The 20,209-nt window shown below is 68.6% G+C and carries 20 protein-coding genes; 11 read left to right on the forward strand and 9 right to left on the reverse strand.

Features of this window, described 5'->3' with window-relative positions:
* Positions 1-288 precede the first annotated feature (288 nt).
* From mnmG to AC5I49_RS13265, 8 genes are all read left to right on the forward strand, one after another.
* Positions 289-2,268: a tRNA uridine-5-carboxymethylaminomethyl(34) synthesis enzyme MnmG gene (gene mnmG, locus AC5I49_RS13230; protein WP_016447288.1), complete on the forward strand. Its 1,980-nt coding sequence runs from the start codon at positions 289-291 to the stop codon at positions 2,266-2,268.
* Entirely contained in the window at positions 2,265-2,927 is a 663-nt protein-coding gene (gene rsmG, locus AC5I49_RS13235) for a 16S rRNA (guanine(527)-N(7))-methyltransferase RsmG (RefSeq protein ID WP_016447289.1), read from the forward strand. Before mnmG ends, rsmG begins: the two co-directional genes overlap by 4 nt.
* Positions 2,928-3,033: 106 nt before the next feature.
* Complete coding sequence (locus AC5I49_RS13240; protein WP_016447290.1) at positions 3,034-3,648, forward strand: LysE family transporter; 615 nt, start codon at positions 3,034-3,036, stop codon at positions 3,646-3,648.
* Between the two features lie 13 nt (positions 3,649-3,661).
* Positions 3,662-4,432 (forward strand): ParA family protein, encoded by a 771-nt coding sequence (locus AC5I49_RS13245; protein WP_016447291.1) that lies wholly within the window; start codon positions 3,662-3,664, stop codon positions 4,430-4,432.
* Between the two features lie 2 nt (positions 4,433-4,434).
* Positions 4,435-5,013: an RBBP9/YdeN family alpha/beta hydrolase gene (locus AC5I49_RS13250; RefSeq protein WP_250439074.1), complete on the forward strand. Its 579-nt coding sequence runs from the start codon at positions 4,435-4,437 to the stop codon at positions 5,011-5,013.
* Between the two features lie 13 nt (positions 5,014-5,026).
* Positions 5,027-5,962 (forward strand): ParB/RepB/Spo0J family partition protein, encoded by a 936-nt coding sequence (locus AC5I49_RS13255; protein WP_016447293.1) that lies wholly within the window; start codon positions 5,027-5,029, stop codon positions 5,960-5,962.
* Between the two features lie 195 nt (positions 5,963-6,157).
* Positions 6,158-7,192, forward strand: a complete 1,035-nt coding sequence (locus AC5I49_RS13260) for a peptidoglycan-binding domain-containing protein (protein ID WP_016447294.1) — start codon at positions 6,158-6,160, stop codon at positions 7,190-7,192.
* Positions 7,193-7,216: 24 nt separating this feature from the next.
* On the forward strand, positions 7,217-8,041 hold the full coding sequence (locus tag AC5I49_RS13265; protein WP_495789484.1) for a class I SAM-dependent methyltransferase: 825 nt from the start codon (positions 7,217-7,219) through the stop codon (positions 8,039-8,041).
* Between the two features lie 13 nt (positions 8,042-8,054).
* Here the strand turns inward: AC5I49_RS13265 and sorU are convergent, their stop codons facing one another.
* The 5 genes from sorU to AC5I49_RS13290 all read right to left on the reverse strand — a co-directional run bounded on the left by sorU (position 8,055) and on the right by AC5I49_RS13290 (position 12,066).
* Complete coding sequence (sorU, locus tag AC5I49_RS13270) at positions 8,055-8,402, reverse strand: SorU family sulfite dehydrogenase c-type cytochrome subunit (protein WP_495789485.1); 348 nt, start codon at positions 8,400-8,402, stop codon at positions 8,055-8,057.
* 95 nt (positions 8,403-8,497) lie between these two features.
* Positions 8,498-9,739 (reverse strand): SorT family sulfite dehydrogenase catalytic subunit, encoded by a 1,242-nt coding sequence (gene sorT, locus AC5I49_RS13275; protein WP_495789486.1) that lies wholly within the window; start codon positions 9,737-9,739, stop codon positions 8,498-8,500.
* 34 nt (positions 9,740-9,773) lie between these two features.
* Positions 9,774-10,361, reverse strand: a complete 588-nt coding sequence (locus AC5I49_RS13280; RefSeq protein ID WP_070080768.1) for a hypothetical protein — start codon at positions 10,359-10,361, stop codon at positions 9,774-9,776.
* The gene (locus AC5I49_RS13285; RefSeq protein WP_495789487.1) at positions 10,358-10,933 is read right to left on the reverse strand and encodes an RNA polymerase sigma factor; all 576 of its coding nucleotides are present in this window, start codon (positions 10,931-10,933) and stop codon (positions 10,358-10,360) included. Before AC5I49_RS13285 ends, AC5I49_RS13280 begins: the two co-directional genes overlap by 4 nt.
* A gap of 98 nt (positions 10,934-11,031) precedes the next feature.
* Positions 11,032-12,066, reverse strand: coding sequence for an AraC family transcriptional regulator (locus AC5I49_RS13290; protein ID WP_495789488.1), 1,035 nt, complete (start codon positions 12,064-12,066; stop codon positions 11,032-11,034).
* Positions 12,067-12,131: 65 nt separating this feature from the next.
* On the opposite strand from AC5I49_RS13290, the gene AC5I49_RS13295 reads away from it, so the two are divergent.
* Together AC5I49_RS13295 and AC5I49_RS13300 are read left to right on the forward strand one after the other, a co-directional pair.
* On the forward strand, positions 12,132-13,406 hold the full coding sequence (locus tag AC5I49_RS13295; RefSeq protein WP_016452281.1) for an MFS transporter: 1,275 nt from the start codon (positions 12,132-12,134) through the stop codon (positions 13,404-13,406).
* A gap of 156 nt (positions 13,407-13,562) precedes the next feature.
* Complete coding sequence (locus tag AC5I49_RS13300; RefSeq protein ID WP_495789489.1) at positions 13,563-14,852, forward strand: M20/M25/M40 family metallo-hydrolase; 1,290 nt, start codon at positions 13,563-13,565, stop codon at positions 14,850-14,852.
* Between the two features lie 188 nt (positions 14,853-15,040).
* On the opposite strand, the gene AC5I49_RS13305 is transcribed toward AC5I49_RS13300, so the two are convergent.
* Positions 15,041-16,042: a Bug family tripartite tricarboxylate transporter substrate binding protein gene (locus AC5I49_RS13305; protein ID WP_013799975.1), complete on the reverse strand. Its 1,002-nt coding sequence runs from the start codon at positions 16,040-16,042 to the stop codon at positions 15,041-15,043.
* A gap of 71 nt (positions 16,043-16,113) precedes the next feature.
* Positions 16,114-17,322: a CaiB/BaiF CoA transferase family protein gene (locus AC5I49_RS13310; RefSeq protein WP_012202002.1), complete on the reverse strand. Its 1,209-nt coding sequence runs from the start codon at positions 17,320-17,322 to the stop codon at positions 16,114-16,116.
* 129 nt (positions 17,323-17,451) lie between these two features.
* On the opposite strand from AC5I49_RS13310, the gene AC5I49_RS13315 reads away from it, so the two are divergent.
* Positions 17,452-18,357, forward strand: coding sequence for a LysR family transcriptional regulator (locus AC5I49_RS13315; protein ID WP_046987902.1), 906 nt, complete (start codon positions 17,452-17,454; stop codon positions 18,355-18,357).
* On the opposite strand, the gene AC5I49_RS13320 is transcribed toward AC5I49_RS13315, so the two are convergent.
* A complete protein-coding gene (locus AC5I49_RS13320) occupies positions 18,347-19,771 on the reverse strand; it encodes an FAD-binding oxidoreductase (protein WP_495789490.1) in 1,425 nt (474 codons plus the stop codon). The two genes, AC5I49_RS13315 and AC5I49_RS13320, sit on opposite strands and share 11 nt — an antisense overlap.
* An 82-nt stretch (positions 19,772-19,853) precedes the next feature.
* Entirely contained in the window at positions 19,854-20,201 is a 348-nt protein-coding gene (locus AC5I49_RS13325; RefSeq protein WP_151020680.1) for an EF-hand domain-containing protein, read from the reverse strand.
* Positions 20,202-20,209: the final 8 nt, after the last annotated feature.

Below are 20,209 nucleotides of genomic sequence, written 5' to 3' on the forward strand. Positions count from 1 at the left end.
TGCACATGTTTCTTGCAAGCGGGCCGCCCTGCGGGCGGCGGCGCGCAGCATCCTGCGGAGAATGCGGCCGCCCGCCGCACTGTTTCACGTGGAACACCGGCGCAGTGCCGACCCGGTGGCAGGGCCGGCCGACCCCTTGCAAGGCACTGGTGCGGCAAAGGTGGGAAAATCGCGGGTTCCCCGCTGGGTTCCCCTCGCTACATGAACGAGGGCCACCTGCCATGAGCGCCGGAGCGTGAGTGCTCCGTGTCGGGGGCTTGGGCCGGGCAGGCCCCCGGAGTGATAAGCATGTTGTACCCACAGGAATTTGATGTGATCGTGGTCGGTGGCGGCCACGCCGGCACCGAGGCCGCGCTGGCCGCTGCGCGCATGGGCTGCAGGACGCTGCTGCTGAGCCACAACATCGAGACCCTGGGCCAGATGAGCTGCAATCCCAGCATCGGCGGGATCGGCAAGGGCCATCTGGTCAAGGAAGTGGATGCGCTGGGCGGCGCCATGGCGCTGGCCACCGATATCGGCGGCATACAGTTCCGCATCCTCAACAGCTCCAAGGGCCCGGCCGTGCGTGCCACGCGCGCCCAGGCCGACCGCATTCTCTACAAGGCCGCCATCCGCGACATGCTGGAGAACCAGCCCAACCTGTGGCTGTTCCAGCAGGCGGTGGACGACCTCATGGTCGAAGGCGACCGCGTGGTGGGCGCCGTCACGCAGGTCGGCGTGCGCTTTCGCAGCCGCACCGTGGTGCTCACGGCGGGCACCTTCCTGGACGGCAAGATCCACGTGGGCCTGAACAACTACGCGGCAGGCCGCGCGGGCGACCCGCCGGCCGTCAGCCTGTCGTCGCGGCTCAAGGAGCTGCAGCTGCCCCAGGGGCGCCTGAAGACCGGCACGCCGCCGCGCCTGGATGGCCGCAGCATCGACTTCTCGCAGTGCGAGGAGCAGCCCGGCGACGGCATGCCCGGTGGTGTCAACGAAGGCGTGCTGCCGGTGTTCAGCTTCATCGGCAATGCGGCCATGCACCCGCGCCAGATGCCCTGCTGGATCACCCACACCAACGAGCGCACGCACGACATCATCCGCAGCGGCTTTGACCGCAGCCCCATGTTCACGGGCAAGATCGAGGGCGTGGGCCCGCGCTACTGCCCCAGCGTCGAGGACAAGATCAACCGCTTTGCCGACAAGGAAAGCCACCAGATCTTCCTGGAGCCCGAAGGCCTGACCACCAACGAGTTCTATCCCAACGGCATCTCCACCAGCCTGCCCTTCGACATCCAGTACGAACTGGTGCGCAGCATGAAGGGGCTGGAGAACGCGCACATCCTGCGTCCCGGCTACGCCATCGAGTACGACTACTTCGATCCGCGCTCGCTCAAGAGCAGCTTCGAGACGCGCCAGATCCAGGGCCTGTTCTTCGCGGGCCAGATCAATGGCACGACCGGCTACGAGGAAGCGGCGGCCCAGGGTCTGTTCGCCGGCCTCAACGCCGCGCTGCAGTGCCGCGGCCAGGAAGCCTGGCTGCCGCGCCGCGACGAGGCCTACCTGGGCGTGCTGGTCGATGACCTGATCACCAAGGGCGTGACCGAGCCCTACCGCATGTTCACCAGCCGCGCCGAGTTCCGTCTGCAGCTGCGCGAGGACAACGCCGACATGCGCCTGACCGAGGCCGGCCGCGCCATGGGCCTGGTGGACGATGCGCGCTGGGATGCCTTCAGCCGCAAGCGCGATGCTGTTTCACGTGAAACAGAGCGCCTGAAGTCCACCTGGGTCAATCCGCGCATCGTCGCGCCCGAGGAATCGGAGCGGGTGCTGGGCAAGTCCATCGAGCGTGAATACAACCTGTTCGACCTGCTGCGCCGCCCCGATGTGGGCTACGGCAAGCTGATGAGCCTGAACGAGGGCCGCTATGCCTCGGCCGATGTGCAGCCCGAGGTGCTGGGCGATCTCAGCGCCTCCGTCGTCGAGCAGGTGGAGATCGCGGCCAAGTACGCAGGCTACATCGACCGCCAGAAGGACGAGGTGCAGCGCGCCGCCCATTTCGAGAACCTGCGCCTGCCGGCCGAGCTGGACTATATGCAGGTGCCGGCCCTGTCCTTCGAGGTGCGCCAGTCGCTGCAAAAGCACAGGCCCGAGACGCTGGGCCAGGCATCGCGCATGTCGGGCGTGACGCCAGCGGCGATCTCGCTGCTGATGGTGCACCTGAAGAAGGGGGGCTTTCGGGGCTTTGCCCCTGATGTGACAGACGCGAAGGGCGAGGAGGCATCCGCATGAGCCAGGAACTGCGCGCTCCTCTCGAGGCCGGCCTGCGGGCGCTGGGCCTGGAGCTTTCCCCTGCCCAGGTCGATACGCTGATGGAATTCCAGGCCCTGCTGGGCAAGTGGAACAAGGTCTACAACCTCACGGCAGTGCGTGATCCGCAGGAAATGCTGACCCATCACCTGCTCGACAGCCTGGCCGCCGTGCCGCCCCTGCAGCGCCACCTGGCCCAGATGCCTGCGCGCGCAGGGCGCACCGCCATGCTGGACGTGGGATCGGGCGGCGGCCTGCCCGGCGTGGTCTTTGCCGTCTGCTGCCCGCAGATCGACGTGCACTGCGTGGACACGGTGGGCAAGAAGGCGGCCTTCATCCAGCAGGCGGCGGCCACTCTGCGCCTGCCCAACCTGCGCGGCATCCACAGCCGCGTGGAGCAGTTGACCACGCGCTATCCGCTGATCAGCTGCCGTGCCTTTGCCTCGCTGGCGGACTTCACCAGCTGGTCGCGCCAGTCGCTGGAGGAGGGCGGCACATGGCTGGCCATGAAGGGCAAGCACCCCGACGAGGAAATCGCCGCGCTGCCTGCCGACGTGCAGGTGTTTCACGTGGAACCATTGAAGGTGCCGGGCCTGGATGCCGAGCGCTGCATCCTCTGGCTGCGCACTGCTGCAGCCTGATTTTTTTACCGAATAGCACACTGCCGCGTTGCGGCGGGGCCATGTTCCCCATGCGCTGGCCATGGCCCTCGCATAAACTCCCAGCTTTCATCGCTCAGGGGTCAGCATGTTCGGCATCTCCGATTTCAGCGCATTCGTTGTTGCCATTCTTCTGTTTTTGCTGATTCCGGGGCCGGGCAATCTGGCGCTGATCACCTCCACCGGCAAGGGCGGCATACGGGCCGGAATGGCGGCCTGCGCCGGCGTGCTGGCGGCCGACCAGGTGCTGATCTGGATGGCGGTGGCGGGCGTTGCCGCGCTGCTGGCTTCCTATCCCGCGGCCTTCCATGCCGTGCAGTGGCTGGGCGCCGCCTACCTGGGCTGGCTGGGTTTCAGGATGCTCACAGCCAGGCCCGGCGACAAGCCCGTGCTGCACATCGAGCCGCGCCACTACTTTCGCCAGGCCGGCCTGATCACCCTGATGAACCCCAAGTCCATCGTGTTCTACATGGCCTTCTTCCCGCTGTTCGTGGATCCCGCAAGCCACCAGGGCCTGCTCACGTTCGCGGTGATGGCGGCCACGGTGGCTGCTCTGACCTTTCTCTATTGCCTGATCGTGGTGCTGCTGACCGCGCATCTGGCCGAGCGCATGCGCGCTAATCCTGCGGTTTCCCGGGTTCTCGAAAAGACTGCGGGCGTGTTTCTGATCGGTTTTGGCCTCAAGCTGGCCATCGCCAAATAAGCGTGTAAATACCATGGCCAAAATCTTCTGTGTCGCCAATCAAAAGGGTGGGGTCGGCAAGACCACCACCGCCGTCAACCTTGCTGCGGGCCTGGCCAAGATCGGCCAGCGCGTGCTGATGATCGACCTGGACCCCCAGGGCAATGCCACCATGGGCTCGGGCGTGGACAAGCGCGCGCTGGAGCTGTCGGTCTACGACGTGCTGCTGGAGAACGCCAGCGTCAAGGAAGCCGCCGTGCGCTCCGAGGCCGTGGGCTATGACGTGCTGGGCGCCAACCGCGAACTCAGCGGCGCCGAGATCGAGCTGGTCACGCTGGAGCGCCGCAACGAGCGGCTGAAGGGCGCCCTCAGGGCGGCCGATGCCGACTACGACTTCGTGCTCGTGGACTGCCCGCCCAGCCTGTCCATGCTCACCCTGAACGGCCTGTGCGCGGCCCATGGCGTGGTCGTGCCCATGCAGTGCGAGTACTTCGCGCTCGAAGGCCTGACCGACCTGGTCAACACCATCAAGCAGGTGCATGCCAACATGAACCCCGACCTGCAGATCATCGGCCTGCTGCGCGTGATGTTCGATCCGCGCACCACGCTGCAGCAGCAGGTCAGCGACCAGCTCAAGGAGCACTTCGGCGACAAGGTGTTCGACACCGTCATCCCGCGCAATGTGCGCCTGGCCGAGGCGCCCAGCTATGGCGTGCCCGGCGTGGTCTTCGACCCGGGCGCCAAGGGCAGCAAGGCCTTCATCGATTTCGCGCACGAGATGGTGCGCCGCATCAAGAAGATGTAGCCATGCAAGGTTCACATGAAACGGCAGGGCAGGGCGTGCCGACCGGGTGGGCTGCCGAGGACGTCTGGCTGCTGCCCGGCTGGCAGAACTCGGACGCCGACCACTGGCAAAGCCGCTGGGAGCAGCGCCACGGCTACCGCCGCCTGGAGCAAAACGACTGGGACCGTCCGCTGCGCGGCGACTGGAGCGCCAGGCTGCAGGAGACGGTGCTCGACGCGCCGCGCCCGGTGGTGCTGGTGGCCCACAGTCTGGGCTGCATCCTTGTGGCGTGGTGGGCTGCGCATTCGCCGCTGGCCGCCCGCAAGGTGCGTGGCGCGCTGCTGGTCGCCCCCGGCGATACCGAGCAGCCCCAGCTGCGCGAGCAACTGCCTGGCTGGTCGCCCGTGATGATGCAGCGCCTGCCGTTTGCCTCCATCGTGGTCGGCAGCAACAACGATATCTATTGCAGCGCGCAGCGCGTGCAGACCCTGGCCGATGCCTGGGGCGCGCGCTTTGTCGATGCAGGGCCTTCGGGCCATCTCAACACGGCCAGCGGGCTGGGCGACTGGGACAGCGGACACGCGCTGCTGGCGTCGCTTTGACAAGGACAACACCATGGTGACCAAGAAACCCAAGGGACTGGGACGCGGACTCGAAGCCCTGCTCGGCCCCAAGGTCCACGACAAGGAAGAGGCCGGCGGCCCCGTGGCCGAGACCGGGCTGCCCAGCATCCTGCAGCTGGACGTGATGGTGCCCGGCCAGTACCAGCCGCGCACCCACATGGACGAGGGCGCGCTCTACGAGCTGGCCGAAAGCATCAAGGCCCAGGGCATCATGCAGCCCATCCTGGTGCGCCGCCTGGCCAAGGGCGAGCACGCCGGCAAGTACGAAATCATCGCGGGCGAGCGGCGCTTTCGCGCAGCCCGCATCGCCGGCCTGGCCGAGGTGCCGGTGCTGGTGCGCGAGGTGCCCGACGAGGCCGCCGCCGCCATGGCGCTGATCGAGAACATCCAGCGCGAGGACCTGAACCCGCTGGAAGAGGCCCAGGGCCTGTCGCGCCTGGTCAAGGAATTCGGCCTCACGCACGAGCAGGCGGCCCAGGCCGTGGGACGCTCGCGCAGCGCGGCCACCAACATCCTGCGCCTGCTGAACCTGGCCGACCCGGTGCAGACCATGCTCATGGCCGGCGACATCGACATGGGCCATGCGCGTGCCCTGCTGTCGCTGGACCGCGCGGCCCAGATCACGGCCGGCAACCAGATCGCGGCCAAGAAGCTGTCGGTGCGCGAGGCCGAGGCCCTGGTCAAGAAGATCGGCGCCGACTTCAGCCTGGTGCGCCAGAAGTCCAAGAAGGAAGGCAAGACGCGCGACATCAAGCGCGTGGAGGAAGAGCTGTCCGACCTGCTCATGGCCGATGTCGAGGTGCGCATCAAGAAGTCCGTGCGCCGGGGCGGCAAGCTGCAGGAAATGGGCGAAGTGGCGATCCAGTTCGGCTCGCTCGATGCGCTCAACGGGCTGATCGAACGTTTGCGCGGCGATGCTCCCGAGTGATGACAACAGCTTGTAACCGTCTGTGATCTGTCGTTCTCCAGCAAAGCAGCGCTTTTTCGCGAGGGTGAATCCCGGTATATTTGCGCGCTGTTATGCGGGGTAATTGTGTGTAATCGCTGACTGGCGACGCTGCCAGTGCGTGGACGCCATTGCCCTGGCGCTGATTCACCTAGACCAGACCAAGAGGATTACAACGTGAAGAAGTATCTTGCCCTGACTGCCATCGCCGCCGTGGCGCTGACCGGCTGCGTGACCACCGACATGCGCATGGGTTCGCCGGAAGCCAAGACCGTGGCCACGGGCGCCGCGGGCGGTGCCAGCGCCGAGAACGCCAACACCGAGCTGGAGCGCTGCGACTCCTCGCTGGGCACCATCTCCCTGGTCGAGAACCAGACCGCCGGCTGGTACACCATCCTCACCCAGCAGTACCGCCTGCCGCCCACTTCGCAGCTGCTGCGCCTGATGATCCAGCAGTCCAACTGCTTCATCGTCGTGGAACGCGGCGCGGCCGGCATGGGCGCCATGGCGCGTGAACGCGCGCTGATGGACTCGGGCGAAATGCGCGGCGGCAGCAACCTGGGCAAGGGCCAGATGGTGGCCTCCGACTACGGTCTCTCCCCCGAAGTGATCTTCAACCAGAGCGATGCCGGCGGCATGGGCGGCGCCATCGGCGGCCGCGCTGGCGGCATCTTCGGCGCGCTGGCTGCAGCCACCAAGACCCGCGAGGCCTCGGTCATGTTGGCCCTGGTGGACAACCGTTCGGGCGTGCAGGTGTCGGCTTCCGAAGGCTCGTCTTCCAAGACCGACTGGGGCGGCATGGGCGCGCTGTTCGGCGGCTCCGCCGGCGCCTCGCTGGGCGGCTACACACGCACGGCCGAAGGCAAGGTGATCGCCGCCGCCTTCATGGACGCCTACAACCAGATGGTGCGCTCGCTGCGCAACTACAAGGCACAGACCGTCAAGGGCCAGGGCCTGGGCGGCGGTGGACGCCTGGGCGTGGACGGCGGTGCCGCACCGTCGCAGACATCGGCTCCGGGCGCCAATGCCGCCGGCATGTCGCTGCGCGCCGCGCAGCAAAAGCTCAACGCCCTGGGCTACACCGCAGGCACGCCTGACGGCGCCATGGGCAAGAACACCCAGAACGCCCTGCGCGAATTCCAGCGCGACCAGAGCCTGCCGCAGACCGGCCGCCTCGACCGTGCCACCTCGCAAGCACTGCAACAGCAATAAGCGGCTCCCGGCCGGAGGGCGCGCATGATGCGGCGCCTTCCCTGGCCGGCCCCGGCCCTTCTTGCCTGGGCCGGCGCCTGGCTTGTGTACGCCGCGCTGCAATCGACCCTAGGGCCGCTGGCCGCCTGGCTGGCGGCCTGTTTTTTGGGCGTGCTCGCCAGCCTGCTGGCCACGCCCTGGTGGCGGCGTCTGGCCGTGGCGGCGGGCTTTCCGCTGTCCTGCCTGATGCTGTGGGGGCCGGGCGGCCTGGCCGCCATCAGCCCCTGGCTGTGGCTGGCGGCGCTGGGCCTGCTCGCCCTGGTCTACCCGCTCAACGCCTGGCGCGATGCGCCGCTGTTTCCCACGCCCGCCGATGCGCTGGAAGGCCTGGCCGATGCCGCGCCGCTGCCGGACGGCGCGGCCGTGCTCGATGCCGGCTGCGGCCTGGGTGACGGCCTGCGCGCGCTGCGCGGGCAGTACCCGCAGGCGCGGCTCAACGGCATGGAGTGGAGCTGGCCGCTGCGCTGGCTGTGCGCGCTGCGCTGCCCCTGGGCCCGCGTGCGCCGCGCCGACATCTGGCTGGCCGACTGGGGCGGCTATCAGATGGTCTACCTGTTCCAGCGCCCTGAAAGCATGGGCCGTGCAGCCGTCAAGGCCGCCACGGAGCTGCCTGAGGGCGCCTGGCTGGTCAGCCTGGACTTTGCGCTGCCCGGCGTGGAGCCCTCCTGGCAGCGCCAGGGCCCGGGCCGGCACAGCCTCTGGGTCTACCGCATGCCGCTGGGCGGTGCCGGCGAGGCCGTGGTGCATGTTCCCGAGCCCGAGGAGACGCCCTACGAAAAGGCCCTGCGGGAGCTGCAGGAACGCCGGTGAGGGGCCGTGCCGCCTACTTCTTCGCGCTGGCCTTGCTCACGTAGAGCGACAGCGCGGCGATATCGGCCTCGCTGAGCGAGGCCTTGAATGAGGGCATGGCGCCTATGCCGTCGCGCAGGGCACGGGCCACGCGCGCGGCATCGGGCTGCAGCTCGTCGAGCACGGGGCCGATGGCGCCCTCGGCACCCGCGTCCTTGAGCGTGTGGCACAGCGCGCAGGCGGGCGTGGCCGTGGCGAACAGCTTCTTGCCCAGGGCCATCTGGGCCGCTTCATCGGCAAAGGCGGGGGCGCACAGCAGGGCGCTGCCGAGCAAAGTGCTGCCCAGCAGGGCGGTGTGGATCAGGTGTTTCATCGTGAACATGGCAATGGAGGTACGGGCCCGCCACGGTCTGGCGCCGTGTGCGGGAGGTGACGGGAGTGAAGAGAAGGGAGGCGGGTTGAGCGCGCGGGCCGTGTTCAGGCCACGGTGACGGTCACGGCGTGGTCGGCCCAGCTGGTGTTGTTGTAGCCACTCTGGTTTTCGCCGCGCGTCTCGGGCTGGACCCGGCCGCGCGCGTCGGTGGCGCGGCTGGCCAGCACATGCGTGCCCTTGGGCAGGCGCGCCTGCAACACGAACTGGCGCCAGGCGTACTTGCCCAGGTCGGGGCCAACCAGGCGCGCGGCCTGCCAGCTCTTGCCGCCGTCCGTGGACACCTCCACGCCCTTGACGGCGTCCATGCCGCCAAAGGCCACGCCGTGGATCTGCACCAGGCCGGCGGCCTGCCCGCCGTCCTCGGGCAGGGGCGAGTTGATCCAGGACTTGACGCTCATCTCCTGCACCGAGGGCTGGCTCGGATCGCCCTTGCTGCCGGGCGGCGAGATGCGGTAGCCGTGGGACATGATGTGGGCCTCGCTCTCGCGCGGCGTGAAGGCCAGCTGCTTGATGTACTTGATGTTGTTCACGCCGGTGTAGCCGGGCACGATCAGGCGCAGCGGCCCGCCATGGGCCAGCGGGATGGGCTCGCCGTTCATCTCCCAGGCCAGCAGCGCGTCTTCCATGGCCGACAGCGGCACCGAGCGCTCGACGATGACGCTCTTGGGGTCCAGCCCCGCAGGCAGCACCTCGCCGCCCGTGCCGGTCATGTAGAGGCCGCCGTCGGCCACGCCGCCCAGGGCCTTGACCACCTCGCGCACGGGCACGCCGCTCCAGACCACGCAGCCGGCCGCACCCACGGTCCAGGCCGTGCCGCTGGGCTTGCTGGGAAAGAAGGCCCGGCCATTGCCCGAGCACTGCAGCACCATGGCCACGGTCTCCAGGCCCAGGGACTTGAGCTCGCGCACGCTGAGGCTGCGGGGCTGGCGCACGCCCCCCACCTGCAACTGCCAGGCATCGCGGTCGGCCACGATGGATTCGGGCGGTGTGGGCAGGTTGTTGCGCACATAGAGCTGGTCGCTGGGCGTGATCACGCTGGTGCCGAAGGCGCCGCGCCGCGTCTCTATGGTGGTGGAGCTGTGGACGATGAGGGCATCGGCCTTCTTCCAGCCCGCGTAGCTGGGCAGGGGCTTGGCCGCCGGTGCTGCCGCAGCTGCGGGTGCCTGGGCCTGGGCCAGTGCGCCCTGGTGCAGGCCGGCCAGGCCTGCGGCGGCCAGTGCGCTGGCGCTGCCGGCCAGCAGGCTGCGGCGCGCGGGGGAGGTGGGCGATGTCGGCAAGTGGTTCATGGGTGTCTCCTCGTGGTGGTTGTCATGGGGCATCTCATGGGGCAGGGGGGCCCAGGGCCTTGCTGGCCACGGCCAGGGCCTGTTTCTTCTGGGCCACCAGCACCAGCGGCCGGCCTTCGCGCGAGCGAACGACCTGCCAGTGCATGTTGGCCCACCAGCCCTGGCCATCGGCCAGGCGCTGGGGCTGGTCGAAGGCCAGCACGGTGACGATGCCGCCCTTCTCGAAGAAGGTGGTCAGGTGGTAGGCGCGCGTGCCGTCGATATCGCAGGGCCGCATCAGCTGGGTGTAGCCGGGCAGCTTCTCGCCGGCCGGCAGGTCCAGGCGGCGCGCCACCTCGGCCTCGGGCATGAAGCTGCCGCGCAGCGTGCGCTCGTAGTACTCATGCTCGATGGCGGCGCGCACCAGCTCGGGCGGGCGCATGGCGAACACGGCGGTGGCGGCCGAGCTGCCCACCAGCAGCGCGGCGATCAGCCGGCGCACGCCGCTGCGCGCATGCCAGGGCGTGTGGCGCAGCAGATGGGCGGGCGGCTCGCCGTGCGGCCCGGGGTCGAAGGCCAGGGCCAGTTCGGCGCGTGCGCGCAGGTCGAAGGCCGATTCGTCGGTCGTGTCCGGGGCAGTCATTTCAAGCCTTGGTATCGTGTGGCGCGCAGCGGGGTGGGGCGCAGCGGGATCACGCTGGCAGTCTCTGGGGCAGGCGCCGGGGCGGCCTGCTCCAGCGCCGCCTTCAGCGCATCGCGGGCGCGTGACAGGCGCGACAGCACCGTGCCCGGCGCAATGTCCAGGGCCTCGGCCATCTGGGCCGTGGGCATGTCGTCGAAGTAATAGAGCACCAGCACTTCGCGGTGGATGGGCGCGATGCGCGCCAGCGCCTTGACCACGTCGAGCCGGTCATCCAGCGCCGAAGGCGAGGGGGAGGGGGCGGGATGCTGGTCCAGCGCCTCGTCATCGCTGACCAGATGGGCCGATGGCGCAAGGTGCCGGAAGGCATGGCGGCGCATGATCTGGAACAGCCAGGCCCGCGCCATTGCGGCCTCGCGCAGCTGGTGGCGAAAGCGCCAGGCGCTGGTGAAGCAGTCCTGCACCACGTCCTCGGCCAGCGCGCGCGAGCCGGTCAGCGCCCAGGCGCTGCGCAGCAGGAATCGGTAGTGCTCGCGCACCCACTGGTTGTAGCGCGACTCGGCGGTGGAGATCATGCGGCATAAGAGCACGCAGGGCGCCGCCCTATTCCATGGGCTGGCCTTAGGCAAACCCTATATCGGATCAGCTATCGCGAAGAGGCGATGGCTCCCTGTCATTCCCTGATCGGCCGCGATACAGCGCCTGATCCGACCCTGTGGGCAGCGGAGCCGGCCTGCTGCCCGAAGAACCGTGCCGGAGGCATGCCCACCGTGCGGTGCACCATGGCGCTGAAGGCGCTGGGGCTGTAGCCCAGCTCGGCCGCGATCTGCTGTATGGGAAGGCCGCGCGCGGCCAGGCTCAGGCCGTGGGCCAGCACGACTTGCTGGCGCCAGGCGGTGAAGCTGCAGCCCAGCTGCTGCTGGAACAGCCGGGCCACGGTGCGCGGGCTGGCGCCGGTGTCTGCCGCCCAGTCGGCCAGGCTCTCGTGCTGGGTGGGGTCGGCCACCACGGCCTCGCAGAGCATGCGCAGCCGCTTGTCCTGGGGCATGTTCACGCCAAGGTGGACTTCGCTGGCGCGGCGCAGTTCTTCCAGCAGCAGGGCGCTCAGATGGTGCTCGCGCTGCAGCGTGGCGGCGTCCGGGGCGGGCTGGTCATCGCTTTGCTTGGGCAGGGCCGTGATCAGCTCGCGCATCAGCGGCGAAACCTCCAGCACGCGGCAGCGTGCCCAGTCCTGCGGGTTGCAGGCCACGCCGCAGGGCGGGAGGTCCGGCAGTACGGGGCCCTGGGCCGGATCGTCCTGCAGCACGTAGATGGAGACGAGATCGGCTTCCTCGACCATGGCCACGGCGTGGACCAGGCCGGGCGGAATCCACACGGCCTTGGAGGGTGGGGCGATCAGCGTGCCCTGGGGGGCCGACAGGTGCAGCACGCCGTCCAGCGAGATGGCGATCTGTGCCCAGCTGTGGCTGTGCGGTATGACGCGCGTGCGTGCCGACAGGCGGTGCTGCTTGGCGCGCACGGGGCGCTGGGGCGTGGGCACGAACAGGTGCGGATGCAGGGCCTCCACCGGCTCCATCGGCCGGGCCCTGCGCACCGACCGCAGTGCGGCTGCGGGGCAGGTGCTGGGCAGGGTGTCGGCAAGAGTGTCAGCAGGGGTGTGGGCAGGGGTGTGGGCAGGGGTGCCGGGCGTGGAGACAGGCATTGGCATGTTTGCGATAGAAGTTGGCAGACTATCGCATACAAGACGAAACGCTGCTGCCTAAGATGCGGCCCATGACCGCCTCTTCCTCTTCCATGCCGGACGCCGTGGCGCCGGACCCGCTGCGCAGCGATGTGCGCACCATCGGCCTGATCGGCCTGGCGCATGGTTCCTCGCATTTCTTCCACCTGCTGCTGCCGCCGCTGTTCCCGTGGCTGATCGCCGAGTTCGGCTACAGCTATGCCGAGCTCAGCGTGATGGTGTCGCTGTTCTTCGTGGTCTCCGGCGTGGGACAGGCCATGGCCGGCTTTGCCGTGGACCGCTTCGGCGCGCGCCCCATTCTGTTTGCGGCGCTGGGCAGCTTCACCGTGGCGGGCGTGGTCGCCAGCCTGGCGCAGGGCTATGGAATGCTGCTGCTGGCGGCCTTCTTCGCGGGCCTGGGCAATGCGCCCTTCCACCCGGTGGACTTCACCATCCTCAACAAGCGCGTGTCGGCCAAGCGCATCGGCCATGCGTTCTCGGTGCACGGCCTGTCGGGCAATATCGGCTGGGCGCTGGCGCCGCTGTTCATGGCGGGCATCACCACGGCCACGGGCTCATGGCGCCTGGCCTGCCTGTGCGGCGCGGCCCTGGCCGCCGTCATCCTCACCATCATGGTGCTCAACCGCGAAGCGCTGGACGACCGTGCGGCCGATGCCCAGGCCCCCGCGGCGCGCGCCGCTGCGGCCGCCGTGCCGCAGGAGCATCCCATGGCCTTCCTGAAGCTGCCCTCGGTCTGGCTGTGCTTCTCGTTCTTCTTCTGGAGCACCTGCGCGCTCAGCGCCATCCAGAGCTTTGCCAGCCCCGCCATGCAGTCCATGTACGGACTGCCGCTGAGCGTGACGGCGCTGATCGTCACGGGCTACATGCTCTGCGGCGCGGCAGGCATGCTGGCCGGTGGCTTCCTCGTGGGCCGCGTGCAGCGGCTGGAGAAGGTGATCTCCATCTGCATGCTGGGCTCGGGTGTTGCGCTGTTCCTGGTCGGCACGGGCTGGCTGCCGGCCATGGCGGCCGTGGCCGTGGCCTCCATCGCGGGCCTGGGCACGGGCCTGGCCGGCCCCTCGCGCGACATGCTGATCAAGCGCGCCGCGCCCCCCGGCGCCACGGGCCGCGTCTACGGCACGGTGTATTCGGGCCTGGACCTGGGCTTTTGCCTGGCCGCGCCGGTGTTCGGCTACATGCTGGACCACGGCATGAGCCACGGCGTGTTCTACGGATCGGCCATTGCCCTGGTGCTGAGCGTGGTGTCGGCCGTGGTCGTGGGCGATGGCGTGAGCCGGAAAAGCGGCATGGCGCTGAGCGCGGGCTGATACCGGGTCGCGCTCCCCACAAGGCCCCGCAGGCCCAGGCTTGCGGGGCCTTTGCTTTGGGCGCAGAGATGGACAAAACAGGCACGCCAATTGCGTGCGCCCTGCGCGGCGCCTGCTATCGTGCAGGCACAACTTTTCAACACAGGAGACCTGTCCATGCGTTCCGCCTTCGCACCGCTTTCCCTCATATTCCGCAGCGCCCCGCTGGCGCTGGCCCTCGCCATGGCCGGCCTGTCCGGCAGTGCCCTGGCTGCGCCCAAGGCCGATATCCAGGCGCTGGCGCAAAAGCACCAGCAGCCCTTGCTGGACACGCTGCGCGACCTGGTGCACATCGAGTCGGGCAGCAAGGACATGGAGGGCGTGGAGCAGATCGCCAACTACGTGGCCGGCAAGCTGCGCGAGCAGGGCGGCAAGGTCGAGATCCTGCAGCCCACCGACGTCTACCGGCTGGGTGACACGCCCGAGAAGATCGGCCCCATGGTGCATGCCGAGTTCAAGGGCAAGGGCACCAGCCGCATCATGCTGATCGCCCACATGGACACGGTCTACCTGCGCGGCATGCTCAAGGACCAGCCGTTTCGCATCGACGGCGAGCGCGCCTACGGCCTGGGCATTGCCGACGACAAGCAGGGCGTGGCCCTGATCCTGCACACCGTGGCCATGCTGCGCCAGCTGGGCTTCGACAACTACGGCACGCTGACCGTGCTGATGAACAGCGACGAGGAAATCAGCTCGCCCGGCGCGCGCAGCACCATCACGCGCCTGGGCGCCGAGCAGGATGCGGTCTTCTCGTTCGAAGGCGGCGGCACCGACGGCGGCGTGCGCCTGGCCACCAGCGGCATCGGCGCGGCCTACCTCAAGGTCGAGGGCAAGGCCTCGCACGCGGGCGCCAAGCCCGAGGACGGCGTGAACGCGCTGTACGAGCTGTCGCACCAGCTGCTGCAGATGAAGGACCTGTCCAAGCCCGAGACCGGCCTCAAGCTCAACTGGACCGTGGCCAAGGCCGGCACCAACCGCAACGTCATTCCCGCCGAGGCCACGGCCCAGGCCGACGCCCGCGCGCTGCGCGTGGCCGACTTCACGGCGCTGGAGCAGGCCATGCAGGCCAAGGTGGGCCACAAGCTGCTGGACGCCAGCAAGGTGCAGCTCAAGTTTGAAGTGCGCCGCCCGCCGCTGGAGGCCAACGAGGCCTCGCGCAGCCTGGCCAAACAGGCGCAGACCATCTACAGCGATGAGCTGGGCCTGAAGATGAGCGTGATGGAAAAGGCCACGGGCGGCGGCACCGACGCGGCGTTTGCGGCGCTCAAGGCCAAGGGTGCGGTCATCGAGGGCTTTGGCCTGAGCGGCTACGGCGCGCACTCCAATGATGCGGAGTATGTGCAGCTGAACACCATCGTGCCGCGCCTGTACCTGGCCACGCGCATGATCATGGATCTGTCGAAGTAGCCCCCACGCTCCCCCTGCTTCGCATGGTCCGCTGCCCCTGGCCGGGCGCCCCCCGAGGGGGCCGCGTTTCGCCTTGGGGCGGCCCGGCGGCGAAACCTGGCGCACGCTGCGGATGGCGGGGTCAAAAAGCAAAAAAGGGCATGCCTTGCGGCATGCCCTGAAGGCGCATCGTGGGGCGCTCTGTGTTCTTACTGCGAAGAGATGTTCTTGTCTTTCGCGATCTTGCTCCAGCGCGTGAAGTCGGCATTCAGGCGCGCCTTCATGGCCGCGCCGTCCTGGTAGGTGGCGATGGCGCCTGCGGCCAGCATCTTCTTTTGCAGCTCGGGCTCGGCCAGGATGAGCTTGAGCTCCTGGTTCAGGCGCTGGACCACGGCGGGAGGCGTGTTCAGCGGGGCGATCAGGCCGCCCCAGGTGTCGGCGTCGAAGCCGGGGAAGCCCTGCTCGGCCACCGACTTCACATTGGGCAGCAGCTGCTTGGCCTTTTGCGAGCTGACGGCAATGGCGCGCAGCTTGCCGGCCTGGATGTGGGGCAGGGCCGCGACCACGTCGGCGAACATCACGGCGATCTGGCCGCCGATCAGGTCGGTCACGGCCGGCGCGCTGCCGCGGTACGGCACGTGCTGCATGTCGAAGCCGCCCAGGTCCTTGAGCTGCTCCATGGACAGGTGGCCGAAGCTGCCCGTGCCCGAGCTGGTGTAGTTCAGCGCCGGCTTGGCCTTCTTGGCATGCTCGATCAGCTGCTGCAGGTTGGTCACGTCCGGCAGCTCGCGCGGGTTGATGACGATGGCCATGGGCAGGTCATAGACCGTGGCCACGGGCAGGAAGTCCTTGCGCACGTCGTACAGGTTGTTGTTGAACAGCATGGGCGCCAGCAGCGCGGGCATGCCGAACATGGACAGCGAATAGCCGTCGGGCTGCGACTTGATGAAGGCCGCCGTGCCCACCGAGCCCGAGGCGCCGGGGCGGTTGTCGATGACGATGGTCTGGCCCAGGCGCTCGGTCAGGCGCTGGGCGACGATGCGCGCGGCCGTGTCGGTGGGGCCGCCGGGCGGGAAGGCCACGGTCAGCTTGATCAGCTTGTCGGGCCACTGGCTCTGGGCCCGTGCGGCGGGGGCCAGCGTGGCGATGGCGGTGGCGCAGGCGGCGGAAAGGATCTGGCGGCGCGAGGCCTGGAAGGGGGTGGAAGTCATATGTCTCCTCAAGCGGGAAGGGGTGGAAATGAGAGCCGTGGAGCGGTCTGGGTGGGAACGTCTGCGCGCTCTCAGATGATGTTTTTGGCGCGCAGCGCGGCGCGGGCCTGTTCGTCCAGGCCCAGGCGCTGCTGCAGCACCTCGTCGGTGTGTTCGCCCTGGTGCGGCGGCGGGCGGCGTACGGGCAGGCGCTGGCCGTCCAGCGCATAGGGCGGGGCCAGCACGGACTGGCTGCCGGCTTCGCTGTCCTCGAAGCGGTGCAGCAGGCCGGCGTCGGCCGTGCGCTGCGAGTTCAGGGCCTCGAACAGGCCCAGCACCTCGCCGCAGGGAATCTGCGCGGCCGTCAGGCATTCGAGCAGTTGGGCGCGCGTGAAGCGCAGCAGCTCGGCCTGCACCAGCGGCATCAGCAGCTCGCGGTTTGCCGAGCGTGCGGTATTGGTGGCAAAGCGCTCGTCGGCGGCCCACTCGGGCTTGGCGATGACGTCGGTGCAAAAGCGCTGGAACTGGCCGTTGTTGCCCACGGTGATGACCAGCGGGCCGTCGGCCGCCTCGAACACGCCGTAGGGCACGATGGACGGATGGGCGTTGCCGAACTTGGGCGGGTCGCCGGCCTTGAGCAAGGCCTCCATGCCGTAGTAGCTGGTGATCATCAGGCCGCAGTCGTACAGGGCCATCTGCACATGGCGGCCGCGCCCGCTGCGCTCGCGCTCGTAGAGCGCGGCCAGGATGGCCTGGGCCGAGTACATGCCCGTGAACATGTCCACGGCGGCCACGCCGAACTTCAGCGGGCCCTGGCCTTGCTCGCCGTTCATGGCCATGATGCCGGACTCGCCCTGCACCACCAGGTCGTAGCCGGGCCGCGTGGCCTCGGGGCCGCTGCGCGAGTAGCCCGAGATGGAGCAGTACACCAGGCGCGGGTTCAGCTGCGACAGCTGCTCGTAGCCCAGGCCCAGCTTCTCGGCGCCGCCGACCTTGAAGTTCTGTATGACCACGTCGCTGTCGGCCGCCAGCTCGCGTGCGATGCGCAGGCCCTCTTCGGCCTGCAGGTCCAGCGTGACCGAGCGCTTGTTGCGGTTGGCGCTGTTGAAGTAGGAGGTGTTGCGCTGGCCCACGCGCACGCCCCAGTCGCGCGTGTCGTCGCCGCGGCCCGGGTGCTCGACCTTGACGACATCGGCGCCCAGGTCGGCCAGCGCCATGGCGCACATGGGGCCGGCCAGCACGCGCGAAAGATCCAGGACGCGCACGCCGTCCAGCGGCAGGGAAGAGGGGAGAGCACTCATGCGAAACCTTGTCGAACCACGAAAACCGCGACGGGCCGGTGATGCCCGGGCAGGCCCGCATTCTTCATTCGTTTATGGACTTTGACAATCGTGCTAAAAAATGGACATTGTGTGTACTGAGGTTTGACAATGGATCTGGGCGGACTGTCCCTGCTGGTGGACATCATCGAAGCCGGCAACCTGAGCCGCGCCGCCGTGCGCCTGGGCATGAGCCGCGCCAACGTCAGCCACCGGCTCAACCAGTTCGAGCGCCAGATCGGCCAGCAGCTGCTGCGCCGCACCACGCGCCAGGTCGAGCCCACCGAGCTGGGCCTGCGCCTGTACGCGCATGGCCGCGCGATACGCCAGGAGGTCATGGCGGCGGCCGAGTCGGTGGACAGCCTGGGCCAGAGCCTGCAGGGCACCGTGCGGCTGAGCGTGCCCAGCGGCTATGGCCAGCTGCAGATGTCGGGCTGGCTGACGGAGTTCATGCGCATGCACCCGGGCATCACGCTGGAGGTGATCTTCGACAACGACATCGAGGACCTGATGCAGGGCGCCGTGGACTTCGCCGTGCGCGTGATGACCGAGCCGCCCGAAAGCCTGGTGGCCTGCAAGCTCGGCGACGTGCTCTACGAGGCCTGCGCCACGCCGCAGTTCCTGGCGCAGCATGGCCATCCCGACTCGCTGCTGGCGCTCAAGCGCGTGCCGCTGATCACCTCGGCGCTCACGGGCCAGAAGCTGCGCACGGCCGGCATGAACGGCGCCCGGCCCACCGAGCTGCGCATACGCCCTCGCCTGATGTCGCCCAACTTCCATTTCCTGCGCGATGCCGTGCTGCAGGGCCTGGGCGTGGCCGTGGTGCCGCGCTACATGGTGGCGGCCGAACTGGCCAGCGGCGCGCTTGAGCGCCTGCCGCTGCCGCCGGGCAGCCTGGACTTTCTGGCCACGCGCCAATACCTGCTGTACATGCCGTCCCACTACCAGACGCGGGCCATCACCACGCTGATCGACTTCCTGCGCGAGAAGGCCGAGGCGGAGGGACTCAGAGGCTGAAGATTTTCCCGGGATTCAGGATGTTCTTCGGGTCCAGCGCCTGCTTGATGGAGCGCATCATCTGCACCGCGCCGTCGCCGGCTTCCTCGCGCAGGAAATCCATCTTGTGGATGCCCACGCCATGCTCGCCCGTGCAGGTGCCGCCCAGCGCAATGGAGCGCGACACCAGCTGGTGGTTGAGCTGCTCGGCGCGCGAGCGCTCGTCCTCGTTGTCCGGGTCGATCAGGTAGCCGAAGTGGAAGTTGCCGTCGCCCACGTGGCCGACGAGGAAGTAGGGAATGCCGCTGTCGTCGGCCTCGCGCACCGAGTCCAGCAGCGCATCGGCCAGGCGGCTGATGGGCACGCAGGCGTCGGTGGTGATGCAGCGGCAGCCGGGGCGGCTGGAGACGGCCGCGAAATAGGCGTTGTGGCGGGCCGTGAACAATCGCGTGCGGTCCTCGGGGCGCTCGGCCCATTCGAAGGCGTTGCCGCCGAACTCGCCCGCAATGTCCTGCACCATCTCGGCCTGCTCCTTCACGCCCGTGGGCGAGCCGTGGAACTCCATCAGCAGCATGGGCTCCTCGCGCAGCGTGAGCTTGCTGTAGGCATTGACCATGCGCACCGAGTTCACGTCCACCAGCTCCACGCGGGCAATCGGCACGCCCATCTGGATGGTCTGGATCACCGTGCGCACGGCGGCCTCGATGCTGGGGAAGGAGCAGATGGCCGCGCTCACGGCCTCGGGCAGCGGGTACAGGCGCACCGTGATCTCGGTGACCACGCCCAGCGTGCCCTCGCTGCCCACGATCAGGCGCGTGAGGTCGTAGCCCGCGCTGCTTTTCTTGGCGCGCGTGCCGGTGCGCATCAGCTCGCCGCTGGCCGTGACCAGTTCCAACGCCAGCACGTTCTCGCGCATGGTGCCGTAGCGCACGGCATTGGTGCCGCTGGCGCGCGTGGCGGTCATGCCGCCGATGGAGGCATCGGCGCCGGGATCGATGGGGAAGAAGAAGCCCGTGTCCTTGATGGCATCGTTGAGCTGCTTGCGCGTGATGCCGGGCTGCACGGTGACCGTCAGGTCCTCGGTGTTGACCGAGAGAATGCGGTTCATGCGGCTCAGGTCCAGGCTGATGCCGCCCTCGACGGCCAGCAGATGGCCTTCGAGCGAGGAGCCTGCGCCGTAGGGGATGACCGGCACGGCATGCTGGTCGGCCAGCTTCAGCGCGTCCTGCACGTCCTGCGTGCTTTCGGCAAAGAGCACGGCCGCAGGCGGGGGCGCCTGGATGGCGCCCTCGTCGCGGCCGTGCTGTTCGCGCACCGCCAAAGCCGTGGAGCACTGGGCGCCGAAACGCTGGGCCAGGGCTTGGAGAAAGGCTTCGGGGATGGGGCGCTGAGCGAAGTCAGGCTGCAGGCGGACGGGGGCGACAGGGGCGTTCATCGGTGTTCTCCAGGGGGAACCGGAAAGAATACCACCGGCCCTGTCGCCCAACCGTGTGGGTCAGCCGCCAGGCATCCGGGTGTCAGCGCGGCTGGACAGCCTTGCTGAATTCATCGCGCGACAGCGATCCGTTCTTGTCGGCATCGATCTGGGCGAAATTGCTGCTCACGGCGGGCAGGGCCTCGGCCTCCTTCTTGCTCAGCTTGCCGTCCCGGTTGGTGTCGGCGCGGTCGAATGCGGCTTGCACCTCGTTGGCGGGGGCGCTTGGGCTGGTTGCTGCAGGCCCAGGTGCAGCCCTGACGCCTGTCGCGGGACCATTGCCCGGACCCAATTCCTGCGCCATGGCAGCAACGCTGCCCAGCGAAATGGCCGCGAACAACATCACGCTGCGGATTTCAAAACCGGAGACTTTGCGCAGTTGAGAGGTCATGTGTCGAA

The sequence above is a fragment of the Delftia sp. genome (genome assembly GCF_059499305.1).